We start from the raw sequence: 12,906 nt of genomic DNA, 5'->3' as shown, positions 1-12,906 counted from the left end.
GTGTGATGCCGCTCGACTCGAAGGGCATCAGGACCGGACGGATGGTGGAGAACTCGGCGTTGGCCCGGTCGTAGTCGTCGGGCCGGCCGATGTCCAGCCAGTAGCCGCCGAACTCGTACGCGGCGGGCGGGGTCTCGGCGGCCAGCAGGTCGAGCACCAGCTCGTCGAAGCCCAGCGGCAGGCCGGGGGTGTACTTGGCCAGCGCCGAGCGGGAGACGCCGTACACGCCCATCGAGACGCGGTAGTCGATGCTGGGCTTCTCCTGGAAGCCGGTGATGGTGCCCTCTTCGGAGGTCAGCACGCCGAAGTCGATCTTGACCTGGCGGGCGTAGGTGGCGATGGTCAGCGGGGCGCCGGACGCCTCGTGGTGCTTGAGCACCCCGGCGAAGTCCAGGTCGGTCAGGATGTCGCCGTTCATCACCAGGAAGTGCTCGGGCAGGCGCTCCTGCATGGTGAGCAGCGGGCCCATGGTGCCGAGCGGGCTGTCCTCGACGGCGTAGCCGACCCGCAGGCCCCACTGCGAGCCGTTGCCGACGTAGGCGCGGATGATGTGGCCGAGGTGGCCGATGGCCAGGGTGACGCTCTGGAAGCCCGCGGCGGCGAGCTGGCGCATCACGATCTCCAGGATCGCGTGCTGGTCGCCGATCGGGACGAGCGGCTTGGGAAGCGCGGTGGTGTACGGGCGGAGACGGACGCCCTTACCGCCGGCCAGGATCACTGCGTGCATGGTGTTTCCCCCACGGAAAGGATGTGCAGGACACGAACCTTGGTTACCAGGACGAGCAAGATCGGTCGGGGCGGGTCAGACGTTGTAGATGTCGGTCTTGTAGCGGGCCAGGTTGGCCGGGTCGCGGAAGAACTCGATGGTCTGCTCCAGGCCCTGCTCCAGGCTGAAGTTCGGGGCCCAGCCGGTGGCCTCGCGCAGCCGGGTCGCGTCCGCGACCAGGCGCATGACCTCGGAGTTGGTCGGACGGATGCGCTGCTCGTCCTCCTTCACCACCAGGTCCACGCCCATCAGCTTGCCGACCAGGGTGACCAGGTCGCCGACCGAGATCTCGCCGCCGGTGCCGGCGTTGAAGGTCCGGCCGACCACCGTGTCGGCGGGCGCGGAGCCCACCGTGCGGAAGGCGTTGGCGGTGTCCTTGACGAACGTGAAGTCGCGGGTCGGGCGCAGGTCGCCGAGGGTGATCTCGGTCTGGCCGGCCGCGACCTGGGCGATCACGGTCGGGATGACGGCGCGCATCGACTGGCGCGGGCCGAAGGTGTTGAACGGGCGCAGGGTGACGACCGGGGTCTCGAAGCTGGCGTGGTAGCTGTCGGCCAGCCGGTCCCCGCCGGCCTTGGAGGCGGCGTACGGGGACTGGGTGTTGATCGGGTGGTCCTCGGTGATCGGCACGGTCTGCGCGGTGCCGTAGGTCTCGCTGGTGGAGGTGTGCACCAGGCGGGGGATCTCCTGGTGGCGCACCGCCTCCAGCACGTTCAGGGTGCCGGTGACGTTGGTGTCCACGTACGAGTGGGGGGCGCGGTAGGAGTACGGGATCGCGATCAGGGCGGCCAGGTGGTAGACCGCCTCGGTGCCCTTGACCAGGCCGTTGACCGAGCCCGGGTCCCGGACGTCGCCGAGGACGATCTCGACCGAGTCCAGCACCTCCTCGGACAGGGTCTCCAGCCAGCCGAAGGACGAGAACGAGTTGTACTGGACCATCGCGCGGACGTGGTGCCCGTCGGCGACCAGGGTCTCGACGAGGTGGGAGCCGATGAAGCCCTCGGCTCCGGTAACCGCAACGCTGCTCATGCGGATGTCGCTTTCTCGATCTGCCGGGGCGGCCGGACGCACTGGGGTGGCCGGCCGCCGTTGGCCCGGTGGGTGTCTCAGGTGGAACGGGTACGGCGGTGCACGCGAAGGAGGCGTGCGGGATATTCGATGTGTTCAGCGGTGCTGGGTGGTGCGTTTTCAGCGGTGCTGGGTGGTGCGGCCGAGCGCGGGCCCGGCCAGTGCGGTGAGGACGAAGGCGGCCGTCCCGCAGCCGATCAGCTGCAGGACGATCGGGTCCGCACCCGCCAGCAGCCCGGCGCTCTCGGCGACCGCGGCGGCCAGACAGACGAGGGCGGTGCTCCAGCTGAACCCGAAGGCGTTCAGCAGCAGCGCCAGCCAGAGCGAGCCGCCGAGGAGCAGCATCGCGCCGAGCTGCGGCACGCCGAGCGCGGGGGCGCCGGGCCACAGCACGGTCGCGGCGGCGTCCAGCGCGGCCACGGTGGTGAGGTAGATGAACAGGCAGCCGAGCAGGATCCCGCCGGTGCGGCGGGTGAACTGGCCGCTGGTGTGGCTGGTGCGCAGGGCGGCCACCGCCATCGCCCGGTAGCGGAAGAGTAGCCACTCGGCGAGGCCCAGGCTGAGCGTCAGCGCGATCATGGCCGGTCCGGTCGGGGTGGTCGACGTCCCCTGCGCGGGGAGGCCGCCGGACTGCACGGCCTGGTGGATCGTCCCGCCGAGGCCGGCGATCAGCGTGAGCGCGCCGCAGGCCAGGCCGAACAGCAGGTGCGGGACCTCCTGGCGGACCGGCAGCCTCAGCTCGACGGACTCGCGTTCGCCGCCGCGGATGCAGACCAGCAGCTCCCGGACGGCCAGTCCGACCGCCAGCACCAGCGAGACGAGCAGCACGACCGTACGGACCGGCTGGGGGACGTCCGCCGCCAGCACCACGCCCGCGCCGACCGAGGCCGGGGCCAGCGCCAGCAGCAGGAACTTCTCCCGCCCGAGCACCAGCAGCACGGTCGCCGCGCCCAGGTAGCAGGACTGCCCGGCGGCGAAGCACAGCGCGCCCAGCGGCCCGCCGACCACGTACGCGGCGGCCGCCGCGACCAGCGCGCCGACCGGGGCGCCGACGGCCAGGCAGACCGCGGCCTCGCGGCGGCGCAGCCGGCCCAGCCAGCGGTAGGAGCGGTGCGCCAGCGCCTGGTTGAAGCCCCAGCTGACCAGCGTGGCGACGGACAGCGCGAGCATGCCCGAGGGCAGGCCGAAGCGCATCCGGGTGGTCGCGAACAGGTTGGCGCCGAGCAGGTAGCCGAGCCCCGGCAGGGCGAACACCAGGCCGCGCACCACGCAGCGCCAGGGGTCGGCCCGCCAGGGGTTGGCGAACTCGGAGCTCGGGCCGGGGTAGCGGCGCTCGACCTTCTCGAACAGTTCCTCGGCGACGGTGAACGCGTCGGGGCGGCCGTACAGCAGGGCGGCCTGCTCGTCCGACAGGCCGTCGGACTCCAGGAAGGCCGCGATCTCGTACGGGTGGACGGCGTCGGCGCAGACGTCGCGCAGGCGCTCGGCGAGCTCGTCCAGCGGGTCCGCGGGGAGGTAGAGCGCGTCCTCCGGCTCCGGCTCCGGCTCCTGCTCCGACGGGGCGGGACGGCGGCGCTTGAGCGGCAGGGCGCGCAGCTGCACGGTCTGGTCGGGGCCGGCCTCGCCCGGAATCAGTCGCAACGGACCGCTCATGCGTCCACCTCGCTGTGCTCGGCGGCCGCTGAGCGGGACACGCGCCTTTCGATGGTTCGCTCGCTGCGCTCGTTCACGCGTCCACCTCGTTGTGCTCGGCGGCCGCTGAGCGGGACACGCGCCTCTCGATGGTTCTGTCGCCGTTCCCGTTCACGCGCCGACCTCGCTCGGCTCGGGGCGGGCGGCGGCCAGCTGCTGGTCCCAGTCGGGGCTGGGGACCTGGTCGGTGACGGCGACCATGCCGCCGGGCATCCAGCGGGCGGTGCCCAGGAGCTCGGTGTAGATGCCGCGGAAGCCGTCGATGTTCTGGCGGAGGGTGAACTGCTCGATCACCCGCAGCCGGGCGCCCTCGCCGAGCCGGGCGCGCCGTTCGGCGTCGCGCAGCAGCTCGATCGCGGCGGCCGCCATCGGTTCGGGTTCGCGCGGCGGGACGACCAGTCCGGTGTCGCCGACGGCCTCGCGCACGCCGCCGACGTCGGTCGAGACGGTCGCGCGGCCGCAGGACATCGCCTCGATCAGGGTGAACGGGAAGCCCTCGCTGATGCTGGAGAGCATGACCACGTTGCCCGCCGCGTACGCGTCGGTGATGTCGGCGACGCGGCCCTCGAAGGCCACCGAGTCGGCTATGCCGAGCTCGGCGGCCAGGGCTATGCAGCCGTCCCGGTACGCCTCGCCGCCCTTGGGGGTGCCGCCGAAGAGCCGCAGACGCGCCTCGGGGATCTCCCGCTGGACGATGGCGAAGGCCCGGATCAGCGTCTCCAGGTCCTTGATCGGGTCGACCCGGCCGGCCCAGCTGAGGGTCGGCGTCTCGGGCTCGGGGCCGGCCGGCGGGAAGGCCGCCGGGTCCACCCCGTTGTAGACGGTGCGGATGTGCGAGGACGGCGTGCCGCCGCGCTCCTCCCAGCGCCGGTTGTACCGGTTGCCGGGGGTGACGAGGGCGGCCTGCCGGTAGCTCTCCTCGGCGAGCATCCGGTAGAAGCCGAGCAGCAGCGCCTTGACCGGCCAGCGGTAGGGGCCGGTGCGGTAGCCGAGGTAGCGCTCGCGCAGGTAGATGCCGTGCTCGGTGAGCAGAAACGGTACGCCGTACTGCTGGGCGGCGATCAGCCCCGGCAGGGTGGCGAGGCCGCCGCTGGCCGCGTGCGCGACGCCGTCCTTGGGCGGCTCGACCGAGAGCGGCCGCAGGGCGTGCTCCAGCAGGTCGGTGGCGTTCAGGGCGTCGTGCAGGGTGGGCCGGGAGACGGCGGTCGGCAGGTAGTCGCGGGTCCAGACCTGCTGGAGGGTGCGCAGCGCGCGCTCGCTGCGCAGCGCCGGGCTGAGCAGCCCGTGCCGGGCGAGGTCGGCGAAGTTGTACAGCTCGGTGCCGAAGTGGGTGGTGTAGACCGGGTCGAGGATGGAGTGCAGGAAGCGCTCGTACGCGTTGAGGAAGCGCCGCATCTCCTTGCCGCGGGGCGGTCGGCCCTCCGAGGCGGGCCCCCACAGCGGCGCGGTGGTGACCGACCGTACGTTGGCGGGCAGTTCCCAGGCCAGTGGCTCGTGGCCGGTTCCGGTGACGGCGATGACGTCGAACTCGACGTCCGGCATGCCCTGAACGAGCTGGTCGCACCAGACGCTCACGCCGCCGTGCTGGTGCGGATACGTCCCCTCGGTGAGCAGGGTGACGCGCATTCCTGTCCCCCCTCCTGTTCTTGCGTAGGTTCCGGCCTGGATGACCGGAACGGGAGCCGTGGCGGGGCCGGGCCGGGCGACCGGCCCGGCCCCGCCGGTGGCGGGTGGTGCTGGTTACCGGTTACCGGTTGCCGGAGCGTCCGGTGGTGCTGCTCGGCGTGGCCGTCCCCCCAGAGGCCTTGCCGTTCTTCGTCGCAGCCTTGTCGTCGTGGCCGTTGCCGCCCTGACCGATGGTGCCAGCGAGGACATCCTTGCCGGGCACCGGGGTTCCGCTACCCGGGACCAGGGACGGAGCGGGCTTGCGGGTGGTGTCGCTCGGCCCCACCGGGACCGGGGTGGCGACACCCTGCGGCACGACCTTCTTGTCCGCCGGCGCCGGGGCCGGGACGGACTTGGCCGCGACGCCCGGCGCGACGGGGGCCGGGGCGGCCGGCGCGGACGGCAGCTGCAGGGTGACGCTGCTCTGCAGCGCGCCCGGGGACACCCAACCCGAGAGGGTACCGGCGTAGGACGAACCGAACCCGCCCGTTCCGATGGCCAGCTTCTGAGCGGTTCCGGTCGGCATGGTGGCCTGGACCTGAACGCCGGACGGCGCGTTGACGGTGACGGTGCTGCCGACCCGGTAGGCGGTGACCTGGCCGGAGGCGAGGGCGGTGTTCCAGGCCGCGCGGCGCTGGAACTCCTGGCCGATCTCGCGCTGGCTCAGGTTCACGATCGGGGCGCTGTCCGCGTGCAGCGAGCGGTAGGTGCCGAGGATCTTCTCCAGCACCGGGTACAGGATGCGGTCCTCGGACAGGTTCGACTGGTGCACGAAGTGCGGCCGCGGGTCGTTGCTCAGCACGTGGCCGAGGTCGATCCGGGCCTCCAGCGGCACGATGTACGACTGGTAGCCGGTGGTGGTGTCCAGCGGCTGGGGCAGGCAGGTGGAGTTGGCGTTGTTCTCGCAGACGCCGCTGCCGCCGTTGGCCTTGCTGGTGTAGATCCAGTTGTACTCGTCGGCCTCCTCCTTCGCCGTACCGGCGTTGTAGAAGACGTTCATCGGGTACCGCGGCACGGTCAGGGCGGAGCCGACGGGCCGCTGGCCGGTCTCGCGGGAGGCGTCGCTGGCGGTGAACTTGATGCCGTTGGCGGCCAGCGCCGGCGCCAGGTTCGGGTTGTCGCTGGTCTCCTGCGGGGCGGTCAGCAGGCCGGAGTGCTCGCCGGTGACCAGGGACTGCGGGTCGAAGCCCAGGCCGTTCGCGGTGGCCCAGTCGGCGTTGGTCTTGATCTGGGAGGAGATGGTGTTCTGGTCGACCCAGACGGTGGCGCCCGCGGTGTTCTTGGCGCAGACCCACGGCACCACGGTGACGTTCTGCTCGCAGCCCAGGTACGGGTGGGTGTAGGTGTGGTTGACCCACCGGTAGTTGCTCTGGTCGGCGATCATCTGGTTCGCCGTGGGGTCCACCGTGGTCTGGTGGTCGGCCTTCCAGTCCTCGCTGCCGCCACCGTTGAACACCATGTCCAGGGTGAAGTTGTTGGCGGCCTGCCACTGCTTGAGGTGGTTGGCGTCGTCGACGGTCATCCGGATCGGGTTGGCGGTGTCCGGGGTGCCGGGCGGGCAGGTGACGTCGCCGGGGGTGCACTTGAGCACGGTGTCCCAGCGGTCGTCGGCCAGGAAGACGTCGTCCACGTGGGTGGCGAAGTAGTTGCGGTCGTAGCCGAGGTGGACGCCCTGGGTGAGCCAGTCGACCATGCCGCGGGCCAGCAGCCGGTACTGCTGCTGGTACTGGTTGTAGACGAACGTGACGACCAGTTCCTTGCGGCCGTCGTGGGTGTACTCACCGACCAGCGAACCGCGGCTGGCCGTGTTGGGTATCGGCGCGTCGACCAGCGGGACGAACGAGGCGCCGGCCGGCAGGCTGGCGAGCGGAGTGGCCAGGTAGCCGTAGCTCTCGCCGACGTTCGGGTCGTTGTCCTCGAACGGGACGCTGCCCTTGAGGTACCCGAACGGGCCCGAAGTTCCGGCCGCCGTGGTGGCGCCCTGGAATCCGTCGAGAGTGCCCACGAATCCGGGATTCTGGGCGTAGTTCAGCCCCACCGCCGGGTTGGCCCACGTGTACGCGTCGATCTGGCGGACGTTGAATGCGGCTTCGTAGGTCGCGATCGCCGTCATCTCGGTGGCACTGTTGGGGAAGGGGTTTTCGTTGGGCAGCACGATGCCCTGGAACTTCCCGCGGGGCTGGCCGTTCAGCGTGTCGCTCAGGAAAGCGGAGTTGATGACGGGGCGGTTGGGGTCATTGAGGCTGATGACCTTGTAGGGCGTGCCCTGGCTCTTCAACTCGGCGGTGATGGCAGCGACGGACGGGCCGCCGTCGTCGACGACCAGGACGGTGAGGTCGATCCTGGGCGGCGCCGCGTCGGCGTGGGCCAGGGTGGTCTGCAAGCCGCTGGCCAGCAGGACTGCCGCCGCGCACGCGGCGACTCTTCGGGTCGCTCGACCCATGGTGATCCTCCCCTTGGTGCAGGCGTCACGCTGCTCGGCGCTCGCCTGCCCGTGTAGCTGTTCGCGGGCAGCAGGCTGCCCGGGCCCATCCTGGTCGAGGGACGGTGGTGCGAGGGACCAATTGGGCGAGAGTGCAGCGAACCTGTTACCAACGTTCATGGCGAAGCCATGAAGGCGCTGATTGTGACCGGAACCGGACCGGCGGCGCAAATAGTGAATTGAAAATGAAAAACCGGAAGCTGACTGCTACACGTGGTTACCGACGGTGCGGCCCAGTGGGGCGGGCGGGACACCTACACTGTCGTCGTTGCGCATGACACTCTTGCACATCTCGCCGCCCAGTTGGGCAGGTTCATGCAATATCGGGCACGGCTGTGCCATGTGACAGTCCGAATATGCAATGGAGGTGCTCACATGGTCGATCAGCATACCGAGTCCGGGGGATTCCCGAGCGTACGGAATGCGTCACCGGAGGCGGGCGGAACGCCGCTGGTCGGACGCAGTCTCGGTTTGCGCGGTGCGCTGAATGCCCGTGATCTGGGCGGGTACCGGACGGCTGACGGGCGGATTCTCCGGCCCGGGGTGGCACTGCGCAGCGATGGCCTGAACCGTGTCACCGCCGAGGACCTCGGCCCGCTCGGCGCGCTCGGCCTGCGCAGCGTGGTGGACCTGCGGAGCATGGCCGAAGTCCGCGAGACCGGTCTGGACCACCTGCCCGGCGGTGTGACGCTGCACCATCTCCCCCTGCTGGCACCGGACTTCGACATCGTCCTGCTGGTCCGCGACGCGCTGGCGGACCACGACCCGGAGCGCCAGCGGGCGCTGCTCGGCGACGGCCGGGCGGCCGCCCGGATGGCCGGCCTCTACCGGTGGTTCGTCACGGACCGGGTGGCGCGCGAGCGATTCGCCGCCCTGCTACGGCTGCTGGCGGACCCTCAGGGGCCGCCGCTGCTGTTCCACTGCTCGGCGGGCAAGGACCGCACCGGCTGGGCCGCGGCCCTCCTGCTGACCGCCCTGGGGGTGGACCGGGAGACCGTCCTGGCCGACTACCTGCTCACCAACGAGCGCTCCGCCCCGGTCGTACGACGGGTGCTGGACGACTTCGGGGCCCGCGGCCTGATGCGCGAGCCCGAGCTGCTCCTGCCGGTCTTCCGCGCCGACGGCGGCTACCTGGACGCGGCCTTCGCCGAGGTCGCGGCCGGCTGGGGCGGCTTCGACGCCTACTGGCGGGACGGACTCGGACTGGACGGGGAGGTGCTGGCCGGGCTGCGCGCCAACCTGCTGGACGACCCGGGAGCCGAGCGGGGCGGCCCGGCTCCCGGTGGTCGGCTCAGCCCTCGTTGATCAGCCCCTCGCGCAGCTGGGTGAGCGTCCGGGTGAGCAGCCGCGAGACGTGCATCTGGGAGATCCCGATCTCCTCGCCGATCTGCGACTGGGTGAGGTTGCCGAAGAACCGCAGCATGATGATCCGGCGCTCGCGCGGCGGCAGCTTGGCCAGCAGCGGCTTGAGCGACTCCCGGTACTCGACGCCCTCCAGCGCGAGGTCCTCGTAGCCGAGCCGGTCGGCCAGCGGGCCGTCGCTGTCCTCCTCGCCGGTGCTGGAGTCGAGCGAGCTGGCGGTGTACGCGTTGCCGACCGCGAGGCCCTCGACCACGTCCTCCTCGCTGACCCCCAGGCAGGCCGCCAGCTCGGCGACGGTGGGGGAGCGGTCCAGCCGCTGGGAGAGTTCGTCGCCGGCCTTGGTGAGCGCCAGCCGCAGCTCCTGGAGCCGGCGCGGAACGCGGACCGACCAGCTGGTGTCCCGGAAGAAGCGCTTGATCTCGCCGACCACGGTGGGCATCGCGAAGGTGGGGAACTCCACCCCGCGCTCCGGGTCGAACCGGTCGATCGCCTTGATCAGGCCGATCGTGCCGACCTGGACGATGTCCTCCATCGGCTCGTTGCGGCTGCGGAAGCGCGCCGAGGCGTACCGGACCAGCGGCAGGTTGAGCTCGATCAGGGTGTCGCGGACGTAGGTGTGCTCGGCGCTGCCCGGGTCCAGCGCGGCCAGCCGCAGGAACAGCGAGCGGGAGAGCGTCCGGGTGTCCAGCACCGAGCCGGGCGGCGTCTCCGGTCCCGTGTCGGGGCCGGGCGGCCGGGCCGGTTCGACCCGCTGCCGCGGGACCAGGTCCTCGACGACGGCCGTGCCGTTGGCCTGGCCGCCAGCGTGGATCTCCGCAGTGCCCAGCTCTCCGGACATGCACCCACCCCCTTGTGACTGTCAGTTGAACGGGGGCCGTCGCGCGGTGGTTCCCGGCGAGGGCCTTCCCCCTGCATACCGGAACACGGTCCACGGCAAACCCGAACGTCGCAAGATGTCACGCCGGGGTAACTCGCTGCAATCTCACTCTTCCCAGGAGTTGCCGGTCCGAAGCCTGGTCAGGATCCGGGAGAGCAGCCGGGACACGTGCATCTGGGACATCCCCAGCTCGGTGCTGATCTGGGACTGGGTCAGGTTGGCGAAGAACCGCAGCATCACGATCCGCCGCTCCCGCTCGGGGAGCTGGACCAGCAGGTGGCGGACCATGTCCCGGTGCTCGACCTCGGCCAGCGCGGAGTCCTCGTAGCCGAGCCGGTCGAGCAGGGCGAGCCCGCCCTCGTGCTCCTGTGCGGCCTCCAGGGACGCCGCGTTGTACGCCCGCCCGGCGTCCAGGCAGGCCCGCACGTCCTCCTCGGGGATCCGCAGGCTGGCGGCGATCTCGGGCACCTTGGGCACCCGGCCGTGCAGCACTGTCAGCTCCTCCATCGCGCCGCTGACCTGGACCCACAGCTCCTGGAGCCGGCGCGGGACGTGCATGGTGCGGACGTTGTCCCGGAAGTAGCGCTTGATCTCGCCCAGGATGGTCGGCAGCGCGTAGGTGGGGAACTGGACGCCGCGGCCGGGGTCGAAGCGGTCGATCGCGTTGATCAGGCCGATGGTGCCGACCTGGACGACGTCCTCCATCGGCTCGCTGCGGCTGCGGAAGCGGGTGGCGGCGTAGCGGACCAGCGGGATGTTCACCTCGATCAGGGCGGCCCGGACCCGCTCCCGCTCGGGGGCGTCCGGGGGCAGCTCGGCGAGCCGTTCGAACAGCACCCGGGTCAGCGTCCGGACGTCCACGGCGGGGCGGCCGCCGGGGCCGCGCAGCCGGTCCGGTCGGAGCTCGCCGGCCGGGCTGGTGATCGCAGCCAGCACTTCGTCCACGGACACCTCACCCCTCCCAAAGTCGTCAACGGCGGGCCCTGCGGAGCGGGTGCCACGGCGGGTTCACGACCTCGCCATGTCCGGCAAAACCGGTCATAGCATCACAAGGTGGGCACAGGTCGGGCAAGCACCCGATGGAGGTGTGTTGGTGGGCCGTTCAACCTTTCCCGGGCCGGCCGGCGAACCGCCGCGCGGATCGTTCCGGGACGGAGCAAGGCGCCCCGCCCGGAAGCCGGACGGGGCGCCGCGGTCCGTCCGGGGGAAGCGCCGGGGTCGGGCTTCGGGTGGTCCGGGTCGGACGGGTGGGGGCCGGACGGGTGCTCAGACCTCGACGTCGGCGATCACCCAGGTGGCGAACTCGCGCCAGAGGCCGGCCGCGGCCTGGTGGTCCGGGTGGGTCAGGTAGGCCTGGAGGGCGTCGCGGTCCTCGACCAGGCTGTTGATCGCGTAGTCGTACGCGATGTCGCGCTCGGTGGTGTTCCAGCCGCACTCCCACTCGCGCAGCTCGGGGATCACCGAGCCGAGCGCGTCGAAGGCCTTGGCGCCGGCGAGCACGCGCTCTTCGTCCTTGCTGACGCCTTCGTTGAGCTTGAACAGGACCAGGTGGCGGATCACGATTGCCGCTCCTCGCGGACGGGGACAGAGGGTCCCGCTCACCGTAGCCGGTGCCAGGGGGCCGACCGCTACCCGAATGGGTGCGGGCCGTCCGTCACTTGATCAGACCGGTCATGAAGGTGCCGACGGCCTTGGCCGCGTTCGAGATCCCCTCGAAGCCGAGCTGGACCAGCTCGGCGGACCGGGAGGGTGAGGTGATGATCGAGTAGAGCACGAAGATGAGCAGGAGGGCCATGCCGATCTTCTTCGCCTGCGCCATCGGGTGACCTCTTCCTCCCAGCTGTGGGCCGCCGTCATCCGGTCCCCGAGCGGCCTGCAGGGGGCAGCTTATCCACCCGGACGGGCTATCAAGTGTGCGACGCGTTCGGCCGGCGGGACGAAGGTCCCCGCGAGTGGGGCCTTTCTCCGGATGCCCGCTCGCGGGCCGGACGGCAGGATGGAAGACGTACCGAGGATCTGGCAGGAATCCCCGGTGCATGGATCCGGAGCTCCCCGCTGTGGGACCGGTCGCCGCGGCTTCCCCCCGACGCGGCGCCGGTTGTGGGACTCCGCCGGGGGAGCGGTCAGTCCCCCCGAACCGCTCCCCCTCCAGGCTCCGTACGGACCGGGCACCGGTGGTCATCGGCCCGGGGTACGGAGCCGTTCCCATGTCCGGGGCCGTTCCGGCGGTGCCCTGCGGCTCCCGCGACGTGGGCGGACAAACGCCGAGGGCCCGTCCGGATCGGACGGGCCCTCGGGCTCTCGAGCGGTAGCGGTGGGATTCGAACCCACGGTGGAGTTGCCCCCACACACGCTTTCGAGGCGTGCTCCTTTGGCCGCTCGGACACGCTACCGAGAGGAACTCTACCGGAGGGGTGGCGCAGTCACGAAATCCGTATCACCGCGGTGCCCGGCGGGCCCTCAGCGGTGGGTGTCGAAGAAGGCGCGCAGCTGCGCGCCGCACTCGTCGGCGAGGACGCCCGGGATCACCTCGGGCCGGTGGTTGAGCCGGCGGTCGCGCATCACGTCGAAGAGCGAGCCGGCCGCGCCGGCCTTCTCGTCGAGGGCGCCGTAGACCACCCGGTCGATCCGGGACAGCACGATGGCGCCGGCGCACATGGTGCACGGCTCCAGCGTGACGACCAGCGTGCAGCCGCTCAGCCGCCACTCCCCGGTCTTCTCCGCGGCCTGCCGGACCGCGACCACCTCGGCGTGCGCGGTCGGGTCGCCGACCGCCTCGCGCTCGTTGTGGCCGCGTCCGATCACCTCGCCGTCCGGGTCCAGGACGAGCGCCCCGACCGGTACGTCCCCGGTGGCCGGCGCCAGCGCGGCCTCGGCGATGGCGAGGCGCATCGGCGCCGCCCAGCGGTCGCGGACCGGGTCGGGGCGGACGGGGGCGGGCAGCGGGGGGACGCGCGGGACGGTCAGCGGAGTGGATGCGGGCTGCATGGCATC

10 protein-coding genes, 1 tRNA gene and 1 pseudogene are annotated in these 12,906 nt (G+C 71.5%); 1 reads left to right on the top strand and 11 read right to left on the bottom strand.

Annotation, left to right across the window (positions count from 1 at the left end; genetic code table 11):
* Positions 1 to 25: 25 nt before the first annotated feature.
* The 5 genes and pseudogenes from AMK13_RS09585 to AMK13_RS09565 form a co-directional block, all read right to left on the bottom strand.
* Positions 26 to 727, bottom strand: a pseudogene (locus AMK13_RS09585) (nucleotidyltransferase family protein); the annotation flags it as partial.
* A gap of 75 nt (positions 728 to 802) precedes the next feature.
* Positions 803 to 1,795, bottom strand: coding sequence for an SDR family NAD(P)-dependent oxidoreductase (locus tag AMK13_RS09580; protein ID WP_074001825.1), 993 nt, complete (start codon positions 1,793 to 1,795; stop codon positions 803 to 805).
* Positions 1,796 to 1,954: 159 nt separating this feature from the next.
* A complete protein-coding gene (locus tag AMK13_RS09575; RefSeq protein WP_074001824.1) occupies positions 1,955 to 3,487 on the bottom strand; it encodes a hypothetical protein in 1,533 nt (510 codons plus the stop codon).
* Between the two features lie 150 nt (positions 3,488 to 3,637).
* Positions 3,638 to 5,152: a GT4 family glycosyltransferase PelF gene (gene pelF / locus AMK13_RS09570; protein ID WP_074001823.1), complete on the bottom strand. Its 1,515-nt coding sequence runs from the start codon at positions 5,150 to 5,152 to the stop codon at positions 3,638 to 3,640.
* A gap of 121 nt (positions 5,153 to 5,273) precedes the next feature.
* Entirely contained in the window at positions 5,274 to 7,634 is a 2,361-nt protein-coding gene (locus AMK13_RS09565; RefSeq protein WP_234348242.1) for a hypothetical protein, read from the bottom strand.
* A gap of 354 nt (positions 7,635 to 7,988) precedes the next feature.
* Here AMK13_RS09565 and AMK13_RS09560 point away from each other — a divergent pair, with 354 nt between their 5' ends.
* Positions 7,989 to 8,978, top strand: a complete 990-nt coding sequence (locus tag AMK13_RS09560) for a tyrosine-protein phosphatase (protein ID WP_079271976.1) — start codon at positions 7,989 to 7,991, stop codon at positions 8,976 to 8,978.
* Here AMK13_RS09560 and AMK13_RS09555 read toward each other — a convergent pair.
* The 6 genes from AMK13_RS09555 to tadA form a co-directional block, all read right to left on the bottom strand.
* Positions 8,965 to 9,873, bottom strand: a complete 909-nt coding sequence (locus tag AMK13_RS09555) for an RNA polymerase sigma factor SigF (protein WP_049650154.1) — start codon at positions 9,871 to 9,873, stop codon at positions 8,965 to 8,967. The genes AMK13_RS09560 and AMK13_RS09555 overlap by 14 nt on opposite strands.
* 144 nt (positions 9,874 to 10,017) lie before the next feature.
* The gene (locus tag AMK13_RS09550) at positions 10,018 to 10,863 is read right to left on the bottom strand and encodes an RNA polymerase sigma factor SigF (protein ID WP_375876738.1); all 846 of its coding nucleotides are present in this window, start codon (positions 10,861 to 10,863) and stop codon (positions 10,018 to 10,020) included.
* A 315-nt stretch (positions 10,864 to 11,178) separates the two neighbouring features.
* A complete protein-coding gene (locus AMK13_RS09545) occupies positions 11,179 to 11,472 on the bottom strand; it encodes a Dabb family protein (protein WP_049650156.1) in 294 nt (97 codons plus the stop codon).
* Positions 11,473 to 11,566: 94 nt separating this feature from the next.
* Entirely contained in the window at positions 11,567 to 11,731 is a 165-nt protein-coding gene (locus AMK13_RS44025) for a hypothetical protein (protein ID WP_181970620.1), read from the bottom strand.
* Between the two features lie 487 nt (positions 11,732 to 12,218).
* Positions 12,219 to 12,305 (bottom strand) — tRNA-Ser (locus AMK13_RS09540).
* A gap of 67 nt (positions 12,306 to 12,372) precedes the next feature.
* Positions 12,373 to 12,900 (bottom strand): tRNA adenosine(34) deaminase TadA, encoded by a 528-nt coding sequence (tadA, locus tag AMK13_RS09535; RefSeq protein ID WP_079272045.1) that lies wholly within the window; start codon positions 12,898 to 12,900, stop codon positions 12,373 to 12,375.
* Positions 12,901 to 12,906: the final 6 nt, after the last annotated feature.

This window comes from Streptomyces sp. CB02056 (genome assembly GCF_001905545.1).
In the GTDB taxonomy this organism is placed as follows: domain Bacteria; phylum Actinomycetota; class Actinomycetes; order Streptomycetales; family Streptomycetaceae; genus Kitasatospora.
This window is presented reverse-complemented; position numbering and strand designations above follow the sequence as displayed.